Below are 21453 nucleotides of genomic sequence, written 5' to 3'. Positions count from 1 at the left end.
AAAGATCCTATTTAAAACTAATTTTTTGTTTAACCCATATTTTTACAGGTTTGAGTTTGTATTTTGCCGGACTAAAGCGCCATCCGTTTACCGCATTTAAAGCAGCAGAATCAAAGACACCTGAAGGTTTAGAATCAAGAATCTTGGCAATCTCTACAGAACCGTCTTTTCCTACAAGGATATTGACAATAACATACCCTTTGATACCGTTTTGTAAAGCCTCACGAGGATACTCCAGCGGCGGACGTGAAACAACTTTCGGTTTTACATCAACAGTGTTTTCATTCATGATTGCATCATCATTGATATCTTTGAGTAACTCTGTTGCATCTGCAAAACTCTCTTGGTTTACGAACTCCGGTATATCCATAGAAACTCCGCCAAGCAGCGAGTTCATATTTGGTAGTGGAGCTTTAGGCTGAGCCTTTTTCGGTTTCGGTTTCGGTTTTGGCTTAGGTTTTGTCACCTGCTTTTGTGTTTTTGCAGCATGGATCTGTCTAAACTCTTTTTTTACTACCGGTTCTTTCTCTTTTACACTCTTGTTGAATGAAACAACTAATACGATCATTAGTGCTCCCCCAAGGAGCATAAAAAAGAATGCAGATGCAGAGTTACCTTTCGTTGAATAGAACTTTTTTGACATAATCTTTATTGTCCCATCTCTTTAGTCGTAGATACAGCTACATCTTTAGCGCCACTCATACGACACTCATCAACCACATCTATTAAGCTTTTTACAGGGATATCTGAATCAGTAATTACAAGTACAGATTTTTCTGTTGAAGTTCTCAGAAGATCTCTTAGTTTGCTTTGGATAGCCCATACTTTGATTGGCTGATTGTCAATAAATACTTCTCCTGAGTTATCGATATATACACGAATAACTTTTGTTGAAGCTAAACTTGCAGAAGCCGCTGAAGGACGGTTTAAATCAAGTTTCATATCTTTTACGAATGTTGTTGTAACCATAAAAAATATTAACAATATAAAAACCATATCGATCAATGGAGAAACGTCAACAGTATCTACATTTTGTTGTTTTTGTCTAAATCTCATTCTTTATCCTTTGTACTTATAATGTCTGCTATTTGTTCAAACTCCAAGATATATTTTTCCTCTTTTTTATCAAGAACTTTCCCTAGTAATAATCCAGGTACAGCGACAACAAGTCCAAGCTCAGTTGTAAAAAGAGCTTTTGAAATACCGCCAGCGATACTGTCCCCTTGAGAAAACATTGAACTTGATTGTAGGGCATCAAAAGTCTCTATCATCCCTACAACAGTTCCAAGCAGTCCGACAAGCGGTGCTAAAACAACGATAGTTTTCACTAAAGTTGAGTACTGTGATATCATTACACTATATGGAAAAAGTGCATCGTATATGAATTCTCTTGGCTTTGTTGTTCCTATTTGTTTTGCTTGTTCTGCAGCGTTTAATGCATCTGCAACGGCATAGTCCAAGATACCGACATATACTTTTTTATCACCTCTATCAAGGTGTTTTTGGATAAGTCTTCTGATATTCCCTTTAGTACCACGTTTAAGTGTTAAATATCTAAATCCTAATCCATACCATAGGGCTAAGTTTAGAAAAAACAAAACCCACATGATCACTCCACCGGCATTCATAAAGTGGATAAACTGATTCCAATAGAGTATAAGTTCCTGTAACATTATCTTGCTTTTTTATTCTCAAAAATGTTTACGATATGAAGTGCACTGTGTTCCATAGAATCTTTGATACTTTGTGCCCAACCGCTTACTAAGTTTCCAAGTAGAAGTAAAGGGATTGCTACTACTAGACCAAGCATTGTTGTAACAAGTGCTTCTGAGATACCGCCTGAAAGTAGTTTAGGATCACCAGTACCGTGTTCAGTAATGATGTCGAAAGTCGCAATCATACCTGTAACAGTTCCAAGTAAACCAAGTAACGGAGCTACAGCTGCAAGAACTAAAACAAAACTACCAAATTTGTCTATATTGCTGCTTTCGTTTAGAATATTCTCTGTAACGATATCTTCAATATGGTCTCTCTCTTTATTGATGTTTCTAAGTGTCGCTTTAATAACACGAGCAGTTGCACCTTTAAAGCTCTTAATAGCTTCTAAAGCACTTTGAGCATCAGATGTTTCAACTTTTTCCACTACAATTGATGTGATTTTTTTCACGTTTGAACCTGCATTGAAAAGAAGGATAACTCTTACAACGATAAGTAATAGACCTAAAACACCAAGAGCTAAAATGATGTATCCGATTGTTCCACCACCTTCGATAGTCTCTTCTAAAGTTTTCTCTTTTTTATACTCTACATCTTTGTCAAGGTTTTCATAGATAAAAACTTTTGTATTTTTTCTGATTTTGTTGTTGTTGTTGAAAGCTGCAGCATCTTCACTTGCATTTTCATTCCAGATTTTGTATTCACCGTTTCCTGCCGGAGCTAATGCACCAGCTACACTGTTTGTAATACCGTAAGCTGCAACATTACCAACTTTAATAATTGTTCCTTGTGTAGTTGTCCCGTCAGTCAGGTAAAATTTTCCCTCTGTTTTTTCTACAGAAGAGAGTTTGTTATAAAGTTTAGCAGTATCGTTAAATGCTTTTGTCATAACAGCTAATACATTTGCATCTTTAGAATCATCAACAGCTATGTTGTATTCGTTCAGTAAAGATTTCGCTTGTAAAACTACACTTGAAGAGATCTCTTTGTTTGATTTTTTATCTTCAAGCATTTGAGAAGATTTTTCTATCTGTTTATTAAGCTCATCAGAATTGTTTGAAAGTGATACAAGAGAGTTTTGAAGTTGATTCACTTTTGCTTTTGTCTTTGAAAGCTCTTTTTGCTGAGATGTTTGTTCACTCTTAAGTCTTTTTTGTAACTCATTTTTTTCTGCTTTTAAGAATGCATACTCTTTTTTGTAAGCATCAAGTAACTCATCAGCATGTAGCGTGTTTAATAATAGTAAAAATAGTAACGGTAAAAATTTCATTAGTTACTCCCTTGTAAAATAAAAGCGTTTGGTAATTCAAAGAACCCAGTTCTTATCTGTTTTTGTAGAGCATCAAATAGTGCAACAATTTTTTCTTTATCTTTTGGATCTGTAACAAGCTTGTATTCATATCCGTTATCTGTTTTGATCGCATATCCAAGTTCATCTGTAGGTGTTGAGAAAAAGAGTGCTACAGAACCGATTTTTGCAATTTTTGCTAGAGTATTTTTTCCTTTAAGAGTAATCTCTTGTTTGAATAACCCTATCTCTTTTGTAACTCTGATAGCATCATCGTAACTTGCCCAAACAAGAGCTAATGCTTTTTCAGCAGTGATTAGATTTTCATCTAAATCAGATTTGATTTTATGGAGTTCCGCTATTCTGTGGTCAACCATAAAAGGGATACCCTCTTTAATAGAACCTTCTAACAATGTTATAGCTTCTGTAATTAAAGGCTTAATCTCAGTATTTGTAGATGAAGTTTCTTTGATCTTAGTTCTGATCTCTTGTAACTTTCCTTTAGCCAGTTTAATAGATGTTTCTTTTCTATTGATTTGTGCTTCTGTATCTGTGATTTGCATCGATAGAGATTTCATCTCATCACTATATCTTTGTTTATTCTCTTTGATTTGAGTGTATAAACCTTCAACATCACCTCTTAGTTTTACGATCGAGTTTACTAACTCATCATGATCGGATGCCGCAGAGAGTGAAGATGAAACTATACTTAGCGATAGTAGCAATGAAGGCAAAACCTTTGTTTGATTTAGGAACATTTCTTCTCCATATGTTATGTAATTTTGCGAAAGTGTAACAGTAGAAGATTTTAATTTGGATACAGTTTGGTGACAGTTTGGTTACAAGAAAAAAGAAAGAAAGATATTAGGGGAGATAAAGATATCTCACCTAATTTAAATTATTGAGATTCAAACTTAGTTTTAATCTCAGCAGCAGAATCTCCAACAAACACTGGGTCAAGTGTTGTATAGATTGTAGTGTTTTGGAATGATGTGTTGTTTGCATCAAATACACCTGCAGAGTAGATAACTCCGTAACCATTAGCTACGTCAGTAGTGATAGTAACATTATTGAAGTGACCACCGATACCGTCATTTTTAAAGTAGATAGCACCCTCTTTAGCAGAGTTAGTTACATTGATGTTAAGACCATCGAAAGTAGCAGCAGTGTTACCAGACATTTCAATACCTGCATTACCAGTAGATTGGTTAATAGTTAAGTTAGTAACTGTACCGCTATAACCGTCATCGATATCGAATTGATCATCTGTACATTCAGAAACAGTTGAGTTAGAAACATTAACAGTACCACCCCAGATTTCGATACAGTCATCATCTGATTTGTTAACATTGATATGGTCAATTGTAGTACCAGAACCAACACCAACTAAAGAGAGACCGTTAAGTTCTTTGTTTTCTTCAATAGTGATACCAGAGTTTAAGATATCAACATAAGTTAAAGTACCAGAGTTATCAGCAGCTATACCAGTACCAGGTACAAATGTAGGATCAACTTCGTAAGGTTGTACTTGAGCATCCATAGCAGCATTACCGATAATTACTAAAGAACCCCATTGACCAACAGCAGCAGGTGCTCCATCATAAGCAGTCTCAGAAGTGAATACAATGTGCTTGTCTGCAGTACCTGCGGCTTCAATTTTAGAACCTTTATCAATTACTAACCAAGAAGATGCAGCACCAGTTCCAGCTTGACCGATTACAGTAGTGCCTGGCTCGATTGTAAGTGTAGCACCGTTGTTAACTACAACTTTACCAGCTAGTTTGTAAACATTATTAGCTGTCCAAGTTGTATCAGTTGTAATCTCTCCAGATACTGCAATTTTCGGTTTTACAGCAGTACTGTTGTTTGTACCGTTAGCGAATGCATCTTCAAGACCAGTGATAGTAGTATTGTTATCACCTGTAACTACAGTAGCTAATGAAGTATAGATAGTTGTGTTGTCAACTGAAGTATTTGCAGCATCAAATGCACCAGCAGAGTGGATAACACCGTAACCGTTATCTACATCGTATCTGATAGTAGTGTTGTTAAAGTGACCACCGATACCGTCATTTTTAAAGTAGATAGCACCCTCTTTAGCAGAGTTAGTTACATTGATGTTAAGACCATCGAAAGTAGCAGCAGTGTTACCAGACATTTCAATACCTGCATTACCAGTAGATTGGTTAATAGTTAAGTTAGTAACTGTACCGCTATAACCGTCATCGATATCGAATTGATCATCTGTACATTCAGAAACAGTTGAGTTAGAAACATTAACAGTACCACCCCAGATTTCGATACAGTCATCATCTGATTTGTTAACATTGATATGGTCAATTGTAGTACCAGAACCAACACCAACTAAAGAGAGACCGTTAAGTTCTTTGTTTTCTTCAATAGTGATACCAGAGTTTAAGATATCAACATAAGTTAAAGTACCAGAGTTATCAGCAGCTATACCAGTACCAGGTACAAATGTAGGATCAACTTCGTAAGGTTGTACTTGAGCATCCATAGCAGCATTACCGATGATCACTAAAGAACCCCATTGACCAACAGCAGCAGGTGCTCCGTCATAAGCAGTCTCAGAAGTGAATACAATGTGCTTGTCTGCAGTACCTGCGGCTTCAATTTTAGAACCTTTATCAATTACTAACCAAGAAGATGCAGCACCAGTTCCAGCTTGACCGATTACAGTAGTGCCTGGCTCGATTGTAAGTGTAGCACCGTTGTTAACTACAACTTTACCAGCTAGTTTGTAAACATTATTAGCTGTCCAAGTTGTATCAGTTGTAATCTCTCCAGATACTGCAATTTTCGGTTTTACAGCGATTGTGTTTGTTATTGCCGTAATTGTATTATTTGTACCGTTAGCGAATGCATCTTCAAGACCAGTGATAGTAGTATTGTTATCACCTGTAACTACAGTAGCTAATGAAGTATAGATAGTTGTGTTGTCAACTGAAGTATTTGCAGCATCAAATGCACCAGCAGAGTGGATAACACCGTAACCGTTATCTACATCGTATCTGATAGTAGTGTTGTTAAAGTGACCACCGATACCGTCATTTTTAAAGTAGATAGCACCCTCTTTAGCAGAGTTAGTTACATTGATGTTAAGACCATCGAAAGTAGCAGCAGTGTTACCAGACATTTCAATACCTGCATTACCAGTAGATTGGTTGATCGTTAAGTTAGTAACTGTACCGCTATAACCGTCATCGATATCGAATTGATCATCTGTACATTCAGAAACAGTTGCATTTGAAACATTAACAGTACCACCCCAGATTTCGATACAGTCATCATCTGATTTGTTAACATTGATATGGTCAATTGTAGTACCAGAACCAACACCAACTAAAGAGAGACCGTTAAGTTCTTTGTTTTCTTCAATAGTGATACCAGAGTTTAAGATATCAACATAAGTTAAAGTACCAGAGTTATCGTCAGCTACACCAGTACCAGGCACGAAAGATGTATCAACTTCGTAAGGTTGTACTTGAGCATCCATAGCAGCATTACCGATGATCACTAAAGAACCCCATTGACCAACAGCATCAGCACCACCATCATAAGCAGTCTCAGAAGTGAATACAATGTGATTATCAACTGTACCTGCAGCTTCAATTTTAGAACCTTTATCAATTATTAACCAAGAAGATGCAGCACCAGTTCCAGCTACACCGATAATAGTAGTACCAGGATCAATTGTAAGTGTAGCACCATTGTTAACTACAACTCTACCGTTTAGTCTATAAACATTATCAGCAGTCCAATGTGTATCTACTGAAATTTCTCCTGATACATCTACTTTAATAGAAGTAGTAGGAGTAGGATCTGTAACGATTGGATCTGTAACAGTTGGTGTTGTTGTAGGTGTAGTAGAACTTCCTCCACCACCACAAGCTGTAAAAGATACAAGTAGTGTAGCAGTAAGTACACTAGGGATGATTTTTTTCATAAGGCTCATAATTTTGTTTCTCCAGTAAAAAATTTGCATAATTATAAAATTTGAATATTACCTGAGAGTTTCGCACCGATTACAATATGGCAACAATTAAATAAGCAGATTAATAAAATATAAACACCTTTTTCGGTAAAATCATAACAATTATAATTTACTTGGAGATAATTAAATGGACGCAGCCAAATATATCTGGATGAATGGCGAATTTGTAGCATGGGATAATGCAAAAACACACGTACTTTCACACACACTTCACTATGGAAATGGTGTTATTGAGGGGACTAAGGCATACAAAACAGACAAAGGGTATGCTATTTTTCGTTTAAATGATCATACAAAAAGATTAAAAGAATCTGCAAAAATGACTTTAATGGATATTCCATATTCTGTTGAAGAGATGAATCAAGCGCAGATTGAACTACTTAGAAAAAATGAGTTTACAGGCGATAATGTTTACATCAGACCATTTGCTTTCTTAGGTTACGGTGTAATGGGTGTGTACCATAAAAATGCTCCTGTTGAGACTGTAATGGCAGCTTGGGAATGGGGTGCATATCTTGGTGAAGAGGGTTTAAGAAAAGGTATTAAACTTAAAATCGCTTCAATGACAAGACCTGGAAACACTTCAAATATGGGTAAAGCAAAAGCTACTGCAAACTATCTTAATTCACAAATGGCAAAATATGAAGCTATCGATTGTGGATATGATGAAGCACTTTTACTAGATGATCAAGGATATGTTGCAGAAGCAAGCGGCGCATCATTTTTTATGATTAAAGACGGCGAGATTGTTACACCGCCAAGTGACAATGCTTTAGCATCTATTACACAAAAAACTGTAATTGAAGTTGCACAAGATATGGGATATAAAGTAAGTCGTCGCCGTATCACTCGTGAAGAGGTATATATTGCAGATGAAGCATTCTTAACTGGAACTGCTGCAGAGATTACACCTGTTGCACAAGTAGATGCTAGAATTATAGGTTGTGGTTCTCGTGGAGAGATTACGGAGAAACTTCAAAGTACATATTTTGACATTGTTTTCGGACGTAATGCAAAATATGAGCATTATTTGACTTATATCGATTAAAAAGTTATAGCTCAAGAGCTAACTTTAGTGACCCAAGCGGTCTTAGCGTAGATGGCGGAATTATTTTCGACATCGCAATAATAGATGGAGGGTTTCCTTCATTTTATGGAATAAAATTAAGGAATAAATTTTATGAAAGAAGAGAGTATTAAAATGGCCTCGGATATGAACGATTATTTTAACAAGAAAAAAAGTGAAAGCAGTTTTCAAAAAAAATCATCAAATACAGGTGGTGGAAACAATGGACCAAAAGGTCCTCAAATGCCAAATATAGATTTTAATTTTGGCGGAGGAAAAGCTGGACTATTATACTTTATTATTGCTATCGTTATTGTTCTTGTTCTTGCAAAACCTTTTACAATTATTGAAGAGGGGCAAAGAGGGATCTTAAGTACAAACGGTAAGTATGAAGATCAAGCACTTTTACCAGGACTTCATTTCATCATCCCTGTTATTCAAAAAGTATATCTTGTAGATACTAAAGTACGTGTGATTAACTACGCTACTAAAGTTGAGATGAGTGCTAATAATTCAGGAATTTTAACAAAACCTGCGATTACAGTTCTTGATAAACGTGGTCTGCCTGTAAGCATTGAGTTAACTGTTCAGTATCGTCTAAACTCTCAACTAGCAGCACAAACAATCTCTAACTGGGGATTTAGCTGGGAAGACAAGATTATTAATCCCGTTGTTCGTGATGTTGTTCGTAATGTAGTTGGTAAATATGAAGCGGAACTTTTACCTAGAGAGAGAAATACAATCGCTCGTGCAATTGACGCAGGAATCAGAGAAAACATTGAAGGTTTAGAGAACTCACCTGCAATTTTACAGTCAGTACAACTTCGTGAAATTGTTTTACCTCAAAAAGTAAAAGATCAAATCGAGCGTGTACAAGTTGCTAAACAAGAAGTGGAACGTGCGCAACAAGAAGTAGAACGTGCAAAACAAGATGCATTAAAACGTGCTGCAGAAGCACAAGGTGTGGCTGAAAAAGCTCGTATTGAAGCACAAGGTAAAGCAGATGCTGTAACAATCGAAGCAAAAGCAAAAGCAAAAGCGAATGATTTAATTTCAAAATCATTAACAACAAAGCTTTTACAGCTTGAACAGATGAAAGTACAGGCAAAATTTAATGAAGCTCTTCAAACAAATAAAGATGCAAAAATATTCTTAACACCTGGTGGCTCAACTCCAAATATCTGGGTTGATATGAAAAACCCTCAAAAACGAACATCTGCGGCTCAGTAAAGATGGAAGAGATTTTAAACAGAGTAGATTGGGAGAAGCAAGATCTTCTTCCTGTTATTGTGCAAGAAGTTTCAACAAACGAAGTGCTTATGATGGCATATATGGATAAAGAAGCACTTGGTCTCTCTCTGGAGACAAACATTGCACATTACTATTCTAGAAGTAAGCAACGTATTTGGAAAAAGGGTGAGAGTAGCGGGCATATCCAAACTATCCACTCTTTTAATCTTGATTGTGACAACGATACTCTTTTAATAAAAGTTACACAAGAGGGTGTAGCGTGTCATACTGGAAGAAAATCTTGCTTTTTCACAGAGCTAAAAACTGGTGAGACTACAAGTGAAGTTGAAGTTGATACAACTGCAGCATACGGTGTAATTGATACTCTATATCATACGATTCAAGAGCGTAAAAATGCAGATCCAAGTGAATCTTGGACGGCAAAACTTTTACACAAAGGTGAAAATACAATTCTTAAAAAAGTTGTAGAGGAAGCCGGAGAGTATTGTTTTGCACATAAAGACAATGATGAAGAGGAGATGGTATATGAGGCGGCTGATCTGACATATCATATGTTAGTTGCACTTGCCAGTAAAAACATCTCACCTGACCGTATCAAGCAAGAGCTTGCCCGTAGATTTGGGATGAGCGGAATTGCCGAGAAAAATTCAAGGGACGATAAGTAGGTATAATGCAAGGAAGTAAGTTTAAGAGTTTCATTGATGGACTGATTACACAGGACTATATTCTCTTTGGAACTGTTTTACTCACCTTCTTACTTCTAATTATCCTAGCAATTATTTTACGAAACCGATTAAAAACTGCAGTGACTTTAGTTTTTTTAGCATTTTGTATTTTTATAATCGGTCCTACTTACGGATATATACAACTCCATAAATATCTTTTTAAAAATAAAGTCGAATTGATAAGTCAAAAAAAACTTAGTTTTGTAGAAGCAGTTGTTGTAAAAGGGAAAATTACAAATTTGTCCGAAAGAGACTTCTCTCAGTGTAAGATCGTTGCATCTGCATATAAAGTTAGTGGGAATAAATATAGAAATTATATCTATGAATTAAAGCCTTTTAAAAAAATGTCGATAACTAAAGATAATATTTCAAAAGGTGAGACACAAGAATTTAAAATGATTGTAGAGCCTTTTAGATACCAAAAAAATTATAATATTTCTTTAGAGGCTGATTGTAAATGACTGCATTTAACTACGTACACTATATAACTTTTTTTGTAATATTTATCCTTTTTGTAGTTGGAGTGTATAAATCTTTCCAACAAAAAAAAGCTTCTTTAAAAACTTCCATGCTATTTACTACAGTCCTTGTGAGTGTATTCTTAGCTGTTTTTAGTGTCTTTGTTGTTGATAAATATACAAAGTCGGCAAAACTCTATAAAGTAAAAAATAAACGTCTACTGAGTGTTGAAAAAATTGTTTATAGCGGTATTGTAAAAAATACCGGAAATTTCCCGATCAAAAAAGTTACAATAGAGATTAAGCTCGTAAATCAAGGGCATGCTACAGGGAATGTAAAAGGGGGCAACTTTTACAAATCTACAGGTTTTTTCGAATTTTTTAATGAAGGTCTTGGAATTGAGAAAGATAAACCTCAAACTATTATAAAAAGATTTGTAATTGCAAGAGATATGAAAGCCGGAAAGGCAGAATCTTTTAGAGTCTATTTTGACTATCCTCCATATTTTAGAAGCGCAGCAGACTATATCTCTATTGAAGCTCATTAGGATTTAACCATGCGAATTTTAATGTTAGAAGATGATCTCGTTCTAGCAAAACTGGTAAGTTCGTTTTTATTACTCCATTTTAGAGTAGATACTGTCCATACAATAGAGGAAGCTAAGGCATACATAGCACAGTTTAATTATGATGTTGTACTCCTTGATCGTAATATTAACGGTGTAGATATAGGTCTTGAACTTATAGAGACTATTAAAAAAAAGAGTGTAATGACGAGCATTATTGTGATTAGTGCTTATGATAGTATAGGCGATAAAATTAAAGGGTTGAATTTAGGGGCTGATGATTACCTTGACAAACCTTTTGACAATGATGAACTTCTCGCACGTATTCATGTACAGGGGAGAAAAAATCAACCACTACCTGAAGTTTGCATAGATGGCTTAACATGTAATACTGTTGAAAAAACATTACTTTATGAAGGGGAGACAATCTCGCTTTCAAAAAAAGAGAACAATCTTTTTTTCTATTTACTCCAAAAAAGAGGCTCTATAATCTCAAAAGATGAACTTCTAGATGCCCTTTATATCAACCCTCATGAAATATCTTCAAATACTCTTGACGTAACTATCCGAAATATCCGAAAGAAATTACCTATAGCTTTGATTAAAACAATTAAGACAAGGGGATATACTATTGAATAAATACTCTTTACAAACGATACTTTTAATTTATATGAGCGCAACGGTTATTTTAATAACACTGGTTTTAGGTTCATTTATCATTTCTGATCACAGACGTTCATTGGAACAAAATTTACTCTATAAAATGCATATAATCGCACATTACATAGTGGAGTCGAAACTCTATACAAAATCTTCTAAAAATTTTAAAACAGAGTATATTGCAACGGAAAAAAATTTTCATCCTGAGAGTTTTGATACATTGGAAGATCTAGAAGTCTCTTATGTTGATAATGTTCCTCAAAATTTGCCTTTATTAAGTCTTGTAGAGATACTTCCTAACAATAAATATGTAGTACTTATTGCAAATGAAGATGGGCTAAACAAAGAAGTTCATACATTGATACTACAGTTTGGAATAGGTTTGTTGTTTTTATTACTGTTTGCAATTACAATATTCCATTTATTGTTAAAAAAACTTCTCTATCCATTAAAGTGTTTGGTATCTTATTGTCATGCAGGTGCTCAAAAACGAGATAGTTTAGAGATATGTTCGGGGAGTTATGAACTCAATGCACTTAAAGATGCGATCTTAAATCTTCAGCAAAAAAATCAACTCTTATGTAAAGAGAAACAGGATATTTTTAAAGAGGCAGCTCATGAGATCAAAACACCTATATCTATTTTAAAAGCAAGGCTTGATCTGTTTTCAAAAAGCGATATGGATAAAGAGGAGTTTTTAGATGAGAGTAATAATGACATCAATACTATCAGTAATAAACTAAGAGAACTTATCTTTTTAAAAGCGATCGAGTGGGATATACAGCAAGAAAAAGAGTTTGTCCCGATGCAAAATCAATGTAGTATGATGCAGGAACTTTTTAAGCCCATCTTGGCAAAAAAAGAGCTTCATATGATCTCAAACCTTCAAGAAGATTTTTCACTCTATATTCACAAAGAAGCTATTGGAAGAGTAATGCAGGCTATATTTGAAAATATTTTTATGCATACGAAAAACGGAACAACAATCAACACCTATGTAGATGCTAAAAAACATCAACTAAAAATCGTCAATGAGATAGATAATAAAAGTGATGAATTACTTTTTAGTTCCCACATTGGAACAAAGCTTATTAAAAGACTTGCAGATAAGTTGGAGTATACATACGATGCGTATGAAAAAGATGGATTGTTTTATACGATAATCACTTTTGAAGGGCAGGAGAGGTAGTTACGGAGATTACTCCGTAACTGTATCGCTAAATACTTCTGTAACCAGAAGTTTTTTGCTATCGCTTAATGCTTGGTCTAACCAACCATCTGCACCTGTTAAGAATTTACCGTTCGCACCTTTTTGCATATAGTAAACTTTGTATGTCGTTGATATGCCTGCTTTTCCAGAGATATCATATGTAAGTGTATATGTCTCAGTTTCATTCGGGCTTAAACGAGTATCGTTTGCTACCATATTTGAATCAAATCCAGGACGTACAACAAACACACTATCTGTAGAAGTATTATTGTCTAAGTCATATTTCTTACCAGTTTCATGTCCATAGATACGTGTAAAGTTTGTAGTATCACTGCTGTCAATGATTGCTGCATTAAATACATCCCCGCTTGTAACTCCGTTAGAGATAGTTTGGTTTGTAAGTGTTGCATCAGTTCCTGTAATTGTAACTGTTTGTGCAGTGAATTTTTGACTTGAAACAGCACTACCGTTAAGGTCAGCTACTTTTCCAGGGAAATCTAAAGTATCACTACCGTTTAGATTTACAGATACAGAACTAGCAGCACTGCTGTGAAGTGTTTTACCTGTAAGTGTTGCAACACTGTTTGTAATATCTCCAAATGTTGATGTACCTGTAGCGCTTACAACCGGCAGCATAGTTCCATTTTCATCTGTAACAATGATACGGCTTAATGTTCTTCTCATTGGATGCGCACCAGGGAACATATGTGCAGTTTTATTTGTTATAGTTGCAGTAACTGTCAGTGTTGTACCATCATTTGATGTAGTTAAAGTTGCATCAAAACCGCTTTTAATTTTTGCTACGGCTGCTGCTTTATCCCCGCCTGTTTTACTTGCACCTAAGAATGCATGAGAGTTTAACCATCCGCTAGCAACCGGATTGTCGGTACCGAATCCTTCACTGTCATCAGCATAGAAGTGTGAAGTAAGTAATGTTTTGTCTGTAAAGAGTTTATCTGGACTTGCCCATTGGTGTAGTACTGTACCTTCAATACGTTCCATATGACATTTTTGACACTTAGGTGAACTCATCGTATCATCTACGTTGTTATCAGTTCCCGTTGTTACTGCATTCCATGTAGAACATAGTTCCATAAATTGTCCGGCACCATCTTCACCGCTTGGTACTGCTGCACCTGCACTTCTTTGGTGACATGAAAGACATAATGCTTTTCCATTATTTCCAAAGTGATTGTTTGTAGCATAATTAAAATCAGGATGAACTTGAGCAGTTCTATTTGTCTCATCAGTACTGTTTTCATTTCTAAGACCAGTTACACCAAACGGTCCGTAGAACGGTCCACCAGTATAATGTACTTTACCATCTGTACCATTTAGATCTTTACTAGCCATTGTGTAGCGTCCATCAGCAGATTTTCCTACATCATAATCATTAACATTTTTTGGAGTTGCTGCAGTATTTGAATACTTTTCAGGTCCCCAAAGTCTAAAGAATTTGTTCATATCAGGATCTGTTGCATCCACATTGTAGTTAAGAGTTGTTCCAGCAGCTGCCTTGATCCCTCCAACAGGTCCCACACGTATATCATTTTTTAATGTATAGCTGTCTGGGTCTTGAGTTAGTCCCATCATTCTTGGAGTTTCCATACTATGACAAAATGCACAGTTGATACCTTCACGGTTTGCCGCATGACCTATTTGGAATGTTGCTTTATAAACTTTATTTACAACACTGTTGGCTGCAATTACCGAAATTTGACCGCTAGGATCTGATGCTTCATGCTCTACTTTTAAAGCTGCAAGTTCAGTAGAACTAATATTTGTTGCATCTGCAATCTGAGTTAGTGTTACCTCTACATCTCCTGCATAATAAGCTGCTGGAGCATGACATTTAATACAAGTTTGTGCAGCACCTTTAAATACAGTTTCAGTGTACTCTTTAGTACCTGTTGGATTTGTATTGAGTTTAGCGATATGTGTACGTAAGAAGTCTTGGAATTTACTTTGGAAAATTGGGTCTGTCCAAGATTTTCCGTGCATTGAGCCTTTCCATGTATCGTAGAGTTCATTATGACAGTTTTGACATTTGTTATCTGCACTGTCAAATAATGTATGCCCGTAACCTGTACCTGTATGGTATTCTGCAGCTGCAGCACTCGATAAAGCTTCTCTCGTTTCACCTTTATAATCAGTATATAAAATTTTTGCATCTGGTTCTGCTGCTAATGTAGCTGCCAAATGGGTACGAGCTTCTTCTATTGTTTTGATCTGTGTCTGATTTAAATCGTTTGCCTGAAGTTTTGTTTGCAGTTCATTTGCACCTATTAAGTGTGTCGCATTTACTTCAAGTGAAGTGATGCTGTTTTCAGTTGCCCACTCTTGAACTGCTGTACGTGTTTGACTGGTAACAGATATACCGTTTGTCGGATCTCCATCTTCATCAATTGACTGAAGAAATGTAATAACAGCATCATCATTTTCAATAATCTTTTTACCGTTTGCAAGATTAGCTGAAGAGATGTTTCTAAGTGTAAGTTCACCTAATCGTAAAGTTACACTTTCACCCGTATTAAACTTAAATGAACCATCATTTCCCGTATAGCCTTGGTAACCACCGGAAGTATTGTAGTCCACTCCGACTACTGCCGAGTCTAAATAATACCCAGTTAAAGACGGTGTAGTACTAGTAGTGTTAGTCGTATCACCGTCTGAACCACAACCACTGAATCCACTTACAAGAAGTGTTGCAAGTGCTATAGAACCTAAAGTTGCATACTTCATATATTCCCCTTTTGTATTTTATAGAATAGAATCTAACAGGAATTAGTATATAAAATCAAAATGAAAAAATTATGAAAAAGTATTATTTTTTGTAATAGATTGAAAATTAGTAAAGGTTTTTTAGAATTAAAAAAAGTTATGTTTCTGTAAGTAACAGAAGAAAGATAAAGTATTAGTATTTTAAATATTACTAATACTTAAGTCCTATCTTTTTAAGGGCTGCATTTATGTGTCGAACTTGTTCGTTTTTATCACGGCACCACTCAGGTGCGATCAGCGAATTATCATCGATTCCTGCCGTAATTCTTTGAACATTAATGTTTGCAGGTTTCATCTCTATCGCTTTTATAAGTGTATCGAGGTAGAGTTCCTCTGTAATTGGTGTAAACTCTCCACGTCCATATTCATTTGCCAAAGCGGTTCTTTTTACAACATAAAGGGGATGATATTTTACAGAGTCAATTCCCCACTCATACGCTTGTTTCGCAGTCTCTAACATCATCTCCTGTGTCTCATCAGGAAGACCGAAGATTAAATGCCCGCATACATTTAATCCAGCTTTTTTAGACTTTAATATCCACTCTTTTACATTTGCACTGTCATGTCCGCGGTTGATGCGATCGAGTGTTTTATCGTAAATAGATTGAATACCGAACTCTATCCATATCTCTTTTTCACGTGCAAGTTCAGATAAATATTCTAAGGTCTCATCAGTAATAGAATCACTTCTTGTACCGATGCTAAGCCCCACTACATTAGGGAATGTAAGCGCTTTATCATAGAGTGCTTTGAGTGTTTCAAAAGGTGCATAAGTATTTGTAAAAGATTGAAAATATACTAAGAATTTTTCAGCACCGTACTCTTTTGCCTGTCTTGCAGAGATCGCTTGAAATTGTTGTTCAAGTTGCAGGAGTTGTTTCTCTAAGAAAGGGTTCTCTTTAGAATCGAGATTTAGATGAAACCCTTTGAGCTCTTGTACCTGATCGGTACTTGCACTAAAAGAGTCATTTTCACAAAAGGTACACCCACCTTTTGCTACTGTTCCATCTATATTTGGGCATGTAAAACCCGAGATGTTTATACCAACTTTATAAACTTTGCAGCCAAATTTATCTTTGAGATAGCTGCCAAATGTATAGATTTGTTTTAAAGACATTAAACGATGTAGTTACCCGTAAAACATGCTGTACAATATGTATCTTCTTTTGCATTTACACTACGAAGTAAAGCTGCTTCGTCAAGATATGCTAAAGAATCAGCTTCGATATATTTACAGATCTCTTCTACGCTCATATTTGCAGCAATCAGTTTGTCTTTATCCGGTGTATCAACACCGTAGAAACAAGGATCAGTTGTCGGTGGAGAAGAGATACGCATATGAACTTCGGCAGCACCTGCTTCTTTTAACATTCTTACGATTCTTCTTGAAGTTGTTCCACGCACAATTGAGTCATCGATAACGATAACTTTTTTACCTTTTATAACTTCAGGCATAGGTGAAAGTTTCATTTTTACTTTAAGATCACGCATCTCTTGAGTAGGTTCAATAAATGTACGACCGATGTAGTGGTTTCTCATAATACCCATTTCGTAAGGGATTCCACTCTCTTGAGCATATCCGATAGCTGCAGGTACACCACCGTCTGGAACAGGTATAACAACATCAGCCTCTACAGGCTCTATTCTTGCTAACTCTTTCCCCATATCTTTTCTTGTTTGGTAAACTGACTGACCAAATACACTTGAATCTGGACGAGCAAAATATACATACTCAAAGATACAGTGTTTAGGAGTTGGTTCGAAAACTTTAATACTTTGTGGAGCTTTCCCATCTTCAAATACTAAAAGTTCACCCGGTTCTACATCACGGATAAAAGTTGCACCTACAAGATCAAACGCACAAGTTTCACTTGCTACGATATATCCTCCGTTTGCAAGACGACCAAGGCTTAAAGGACGAAAACCGTGGCGATCACGCATTGCGAACATTTTTGTACGACTTAAAAATACAAGTGAAAATGCACCTTCGATTCTTTGTACCGCATCAATAATACGATCAAGAAGTTTTTCTTGTGAACTTTTTGCAATCAGGTGGATAAGGTTTTCAGTATCCATAAATGTTTGAAAAATTGCACCTTTTTCAATAAGCTGGTTTCTAACAGCTTCTGCATTTGTAAGGTTACCGTTGTGTACGATTGCCATCTCTCCAAGATCGTATCTTGCAAAAACAGGTTGCGCATCAAGGATAGAATCATCCCCGGCAGTTGAATATCTTGTGTGACCTATAGCACTTGTTCCTTTGAGAGTTTCTAAGTTCTTTTCGTTAAAAACTTTCATTACTAAACCACGGTCTTTGATGGTATGAACTTTAGTACCATCAGCTGAACTTATTCCAGCGGCTTCTTGACCACGGTGTTGAAGAGAATGGAGCGAGAAGTAAGCAAGTTTTGAAGCTTCTTCATGACCAAAGATCCCAACTACTGCACATTTTTCATTCATATTTTCGAGCAAGATAGAGTCCTTATATATATCTACTTAAATTAATGTCGTAATTATACTCAAAAAAACTATAAAGAAGATGAAAGTTCTCGTCGATACTTTCTTAATCGAAGAGAAGTTTAAGATACAAATTGGAACTGTTCTTGCTTTTTAATAGCTATCAAACAAAAGAGGTAGGAGAGAATGGATATAGTATTACGCAATAACCTTATTCTTATTACTACAGGGTTTGATACCCTAAATACATCCTGGATGAGGGAGTTCTTGAACCATCATACACGTGGTATGCTGTTTTTGCCAAAAGCGGTATTGGTATTTAGAAACGAATCTTTAAAAGAGATTCGGGAAGAGTTCTTACATAAACTCAGTGCCCATCATGCACAGGTACACGATTTTAATCATCAGTTTTTTCTCCGTTCTATGTTAAAGTTCGGTTCGCAGCCGATTAAGATTGAACTAGATAAAATGCAAGAGCCTGAGAATGTTAAAGTAAATCTTTACGCATACGATAAAAACACGGTTTTAATCTCTTTAGAAAAGCCGAATTCATGGGTAACTAACTATATGCGCTCACAACTTGAAGTGTATGTTGAACGGGGAACCGATGTATCTCTCGTTGTCGATGTCAGTGATTACAAGGCAAAATCGAGACTTGAACGTGCACTCAATAAACGACATATCTTACATTATCAGATCCAATATACCTTCGATAACAAGTTTATGTCAAAACTCTATAGTGATTTTGCAAGTTACAGTTTCGGTGACCTTGTTAAAGAGGATGAACTAGAGAGTAAAAAGCAGTTCTATACTATTTTAGAGTGTCCTGTAGGTGCAAGTCAGGATGCCTTGAAGAAAAGTTATAAAAAACTTACAAAAGTATACCATCCAGATAAGATCTTTCATGAAGAGCCCCATATGGTTGAACACTATACAAACAAATTCCAATTGCTTCAAGAAGCGTATGAAGCATTGAAAATCGTCAGCTAAAAAGGTGAGGTAGGGCACACTCTTTAGAGTTACTTTTTACAAGTGCTTTAAAATCATCACTTGTATAAAGCCCAAGTTCAGCTCCCTGCATAGCCTCAAGCTCCTTAGAAAATCCCCGTTTTGAAAACAGAACGATCTGGGTAGGTGTGAGATTTAATTTTTCACACTTGTCTCGAATTTTATGGAGTTCTTTTTTATTTACTTTATGGTTTGTCCATTTACATTCACCAACATAAATTCTGCCATTTTTTGTCACAGTTAAGATATCTATCTCAACATTTGCATCCCAGTAACTCCCGGAACTGATAATGTGAGCATCTCTTAGATTATAGTTAAGTAGAAGTTCTGAAAGTTCTTCATAAACTAAGCTTGTATAGGAGTTGTGTTTTTGTTCAAATTCATCGAGTACTTTGTCAAAGTTTCCCTCTTTTATTGCTCTGATATTGGGGCTTATAAAATAGAACCAAAAACGTACAAACGGATAGGTAAAAAAGACTTTGTGAGAGATTCTGTGCCTCGCATCTGCACGTTTGAGCTTGGCATTGGGTGAGTCTTCCCTTGGGTGTTTTTCACGGGAATATTCCATCTCAATCAACCCTTTCTCTTGGAGATAGTTGATTGCAGCACCGCCGTTACTGTTGTTAAGTCCTGCTCTGTTAAAAGCGGAAAAGATTCTACGATCACCAACTGCTAGAGAGCGAAGAAGTCTTTTATACTCTTTGTTTCCGAGCGTAAACTCTTCGATCCTTTCATGCAGTGATTCAAAGTTTTCTAAAACTAATGTGACGATAAGCTCTTTGAGATCTTTTGTTGTATCTATTTGCCAGTCCAGTCCTCCAAAAACTGAAAAGTAAGATATCTGTGTCTCCATATCATCAGGATAATTTTTAAAATAAAATGAGCGAAATTGCTCTAACAGCCTCAAATTTGTCATGGGATATTGTAGCATAAGTTTTACATTTCACTGCCCAATTTTATAGCATCGAGACCATATTTTTCTCGGAGTATTTGAGAATGTTTAGTGAGTTGTTCCATCTTCTGATCATCGTAAAAGCTTAGCAGTGAGAGCTCTTTTTTTGAGTGTTTTGTAAAACTTCCTGCTTGAATGCTCAGGCGAATCACTCGCAATCTTTTTTGGGTATCTGCTTCATTAAACAGCTCTACACAGATACGATCAAACTTTTTATCTGTAAACACTTCTGCCATGGAAAGGCTCGCACGAGTTTTTTTGTTAAGTTCATAGGCGATCGAGAGGTGAAACACGGTAGGGATAACATTTAGTTTCATAATAGCAAAACTGAGATGTCTTGCCAAGATATGGATTCGTCTTCGCAACTCCTCTCTATCAAACAACGGCTCGATCGTCCTTGAAATCCCGATCGATTTTCTCTCCCTTTTAGTTTGAATAGGGGCATCACTCTCTCCGTTGACGCGTCTGTAAAGCTCTTTTGCATAAGGTCCCCAGGATTCCAAGGTACCTCTTCTGGCACGTAACTCCCCAAGCGTGTGGATCTGCACTCCGTGGAGTTTTTCACGCATGCTTCTTCCTACCCCTGCAAAATCCTCTACCTTTATGGGGTTTACAAACTGATCAAAATCCCAAGGGTAGATCGTTTTTGAACCGAAAGGTTTTGCATAGGTAGTTGCGGTTTTTGCAATATATCTGGTTTTTGCAGCACCTATCGAGACGGGAAGTTTTATATCTTTTTTTATCTCATGACGCAGGTTGTCTATAAACTGGGGGATATCTTCATCTTCGATCCATCCATCGAGATCTCCGTAAAACTCATCAATACTTGCTTGCTCGATCAGCGGGATTTTGAGGTTGAGATACTCATGCAGTTTATTTGAAAGCTCCTGATACAAACTCATATTGGGTGCTTTGATGATCAGATGCGGACAGAGTTGCAGAGCATCTTCTATGCGCATTGCAGTTTTTACACCGTATGCCCGTGCTTCATAACTTGATGTTGTAAGTATGCCGCGAATCTTTCCGTCACTGTCACGAAAGCTGTCAAGATCGTCATCTTTCTCCTCATACGCTTTAAAAAATGTCGGGACAAAACTTCCGCTGTTGTCAAAGTTTACGGTTTGGTTTTTAGCACTTTGATCAAAGATTTTCGTATCACTGCGTCCACCGATTGCAACAGCTTTATGTTCAAGGGAGGGATCGATAGTTCGCAGAGCACTTACAAAAAAGCAATCTATATCTATATGTATTTTCATAGATAGGATTTTATGAAAAAAAAAGGGTAGTTTTTTGTTTTATG

At 36.2% G+C, this 21453-nt stretch carries 19 protein-coding genes; 8 read left to right on the top strand and 11 right to left on the bottom strand.

Annotation, left to right across the window (positions count from 1 at the left end; genetic code table 11):
• Positions 1 to 7: 7 nt before the first annotated feature.
• From FJR03_RS09760 to FJR03_RS09735, 6 genes are all read right to left on the bottom strand, one after another.
• Positions 8 to 643, bottom strand: coding sequence for an energy transducer TonB (locus FJR03_RS09760; RefSeq protein ID WP_193113319.1), 636 nt, complete (start codon positions 641 to 643; stop codon positions 8 to 10).
• Positions 644 to 648: 5 nt separating this feature from the next.
• Positions 649 to 1056, bottom strand: coding sequence for an ExbD/TolR family protein (locus FJR03_RS09755; protein WP_193113318.1), 408 nt, complete (start codon positions 1054 to 1056; stop codon positions 649 to 651).
• Entirely contained in the window at positions 1053 to 1673 is a 621-nt protein-coding gene (locus FJR03_RS09750; protein ID WP_193113317.1) for a MotA/TolQ/ExbB proton channel family protein, read from the bottom strand. Before FJR03_RS09750 ends, FJR03_RS09755 begins: the two co-directional genes overlap by 4 nt.
• Complete coding sequence (locus tag FJR03_RS09745; protein WP_193113316.1) at positions 1673 to 2986, bottom strand: MotA/TolQ/ExbB proton channel family protein; 1314 nt, start codon at positions 2984 to 2986, stop codon at positions 1673 to 1675. Before FJR03_RS09745 ends, FJR03_RS09750 begins: the two co-directional genes overlap by 1 nt.
• Positions 2986 to 3762: a DUF3450 family protein gene (locus FJR03_RS09740; RefSeq protein WP_193113315.1), complete on the bottom strand. Its 777-nt coding sequence runs from the start codon at positions 3760 to 3762 to the stop codon at positions 2986 to 2988. Before FJR03_RS09740 ends, FJR03_RS09745 begins: the two co-directional genes overlap by 1 nt.
• Positions 3763 to 3902: 140 nt before the next feature.
• Entirely contained in the window at positions 3903 to 6980 is a 3078-nt protein-coding gene (locus FJR03_RS09735) for a beta strand repeat-containing protein (protein ID WP_193113314.1), read from the bottom strand.
• Between the two features lie 166 nt (positions 6981 to 7146).
• Between FJR03_RS09735 and FJR03_RS09730 the strand changes: the two genes are divergently transcribed.
• The 7 genes from FJR03_RS09730 (at position 7147) to FJR03_RS09700 (ending at position 12934) form a co-directional block, all read left to right on the top strand.
• A complete protein-coding gene (locus FJR03_RS09730; protein ID WP_193113313.1) occupies positions 7147 to 8067 on the top strand; it encodes a branched-chain amino acid transaminase in 921 nt (306 codons plus the stop codon).
• A 153-nt stretch (positions 8068 to 8220) separates the two neighbouring features.
• The gene (locus FJR03_RS09725) at positions 8221 to 9315 is read left to right on the top strand and encodes an SPFH domain-containing protein (RefSeq protein ID WP_193114801.1); all 1095 of its coding nucleotides are present in this window, start codon (positions 8221 to 8223) and stop codon (positions 9313 to 9315) included.
• Between the two features lie 2 nt (positions 9316 to 9317).
• Complete coding sequence (hisIE, locus tag FJR03_RS09720) at positions 9318 to 10001, top strand: bifunctional phosphoribosyl-AMP cyclohydrolase/phosphoribosyl-ATP diphosphatase HisIE (RefSeq protein ID WP_193113312.1); 684 nt, start codon at positions 9318 to 9320, stop codon at positions 9999 to 10001.
• A 5-nt stretch (positions 10002 to 10006) separates the two neighbouring features.
• Complete coding sequence (locus FJR03_RS09715; RefSeq protein ID WP_193113311.1) at positions 10007 to 10522, top strand: DUF2393 domain-containing protein; 516 nt, start codon at positions 10007 to 10009, stop codon at positions 10520 to 10522.
• Positions 10519 to 11067: a DUF2393 family protein gene (locus FJR03_RS09710; RefSeq protein WP_193113310.1), complete on the top strand. Its 549-nt coding sequence runs from the start codon at positions 10519 to 10521 to the stop codon at positions 11065 to 11067. Before FJR03_RS09715 ends, FJR03_RS09710 begins: the two co-directional genes overlap by 4 nt.
• A gap of 9 nt (positions 11068 to 11076) precedes the next feature.
• Complete coding sequence (locus FJR03_RS09705) at positions 11077 to 11724, top strand: response regulator transcription factor (RefSeq protein WP_193113309.1); 648 nt, start codon at positions 11077 to 11079, stop codon at positions 11722 to 11724.
• A complete protein-coding gene (locus FJR03_RS09700; protein ID WP_193113308.1) occupies positions 11717 to 12934 on the top strand; it encodes a HAMP domain-containing histidine kinase in 1218 nt (405 codons plus the stop codon). Before FJR03_RS09705 ends, FJR03_RS09700 begins: the two co-directional genes overlap by 8 nt.
• Before the next feature lie 9 nt (positions 12935 to 12943).
• Here the strand turns inward: FJR03_RS09700 and FJR03_RS09695 are convergent, their stop codons facing one another.
• The 3 genes from FJR03_RS09695 to purF form a co-directional block, all read right to left on the bottom strand.
• Complete coding sequence (locus FJR03_RS09695) at positions 12944 to 15697, bottom strand: multiheme c-type cytochrome (RefSeq protein ID WP_193113307.1); 2754 nt, start codon at positions 15695 to 15697, stop codon at positions 12944 to 12946.
• A 190-nt stretch (positions 15698 to 15887) separates the two neighbouring features.
• Positions 15888 to 16853 (bottom strand): tRNA modification radical SAM protein MnmL/YtqA, encoded by a 966-nt coding sequence (gene mnmL, locus FJR03_RS09690; protein WP_193113306.1) that lies wholly within the window; start codon positions 16851 to 16853, stop codon positions 15888 to 15890.
• Positions 16853 to 18208, bottom strand: a complete 1356-nt coding sequence (purF, locus tag FJR03_RS09685) for an amidophosphoribosyltransferase (RefSeq protein WP_193113305.1) — start codon at positions 18206 to 18208, stop codon at positions 16853 to 16855. Before purF ends, mnmL begins: the two co-directional genes overlap by 1 nt.
• 171 nt (positions 18209 to 18379) lie before the next feature.
• Here purF and FJR03_RS09680 point away from each other — a divergent pair, with 171 nt between their 5' ends.
• Positions 18380 to 19183, top strand: coding sequence for a J domain-containing protein (locus FJR03_RS09680; RefSeq protein ID WP_193113304.1), 804 nt, complete (start codon positions 18380 to 18382; stop codon positions 19181 to 19183).
• Here FJR03_RS09680 and FJR03_RS09675 read toward each other — a convergent pair.
• Both FJR03_RS09675 and FJR03_RS09670 read right to left on the bottom strand, forming a co-directional pair.
• Positions 19176 to 20054 (bottom strand): DUF234 domain-containing protein, encoded by an 879-nt coding sequence (locus FJR03_RS09675; protein ID WP_226962113.1) that lies wholly within the window; start codon positions 20052 to 20054, stop codon positions 19176 to 19178. The genes FJR03_RS09680 and FJR03_RS09675 overlap by 8 nt on opposite strands.
• Positions 20055 to 20137: 83 nt before the next feature.
• Entirely contained in the window at positions 20138 to 21409 is a 1272-nt protein-coding gene (locus FJR03_RS09670; protein WP_193113302.1) for a Y-family DNA polymerase, read from the bottom strand.
• Between the last annotated feature and the right edge of the window lie 44 nt (positions 21410 to 21453).

The organism is Sulfurimonas marina (assembly GCF_014905095.1).
Taxonomy (GTDB): domain Bacteria; phylum Campylobacterota; class Campylobacteria; order Campylobacterales; family Sulfurimonadaceae; genus Sulfurimonas; species Sulfurimonas marina.
The sequence above is the reverse complement of the archived record's forward strand: the minus strand, read 5'-3'. Positions and strand labels throughout refer to the sequence as shown.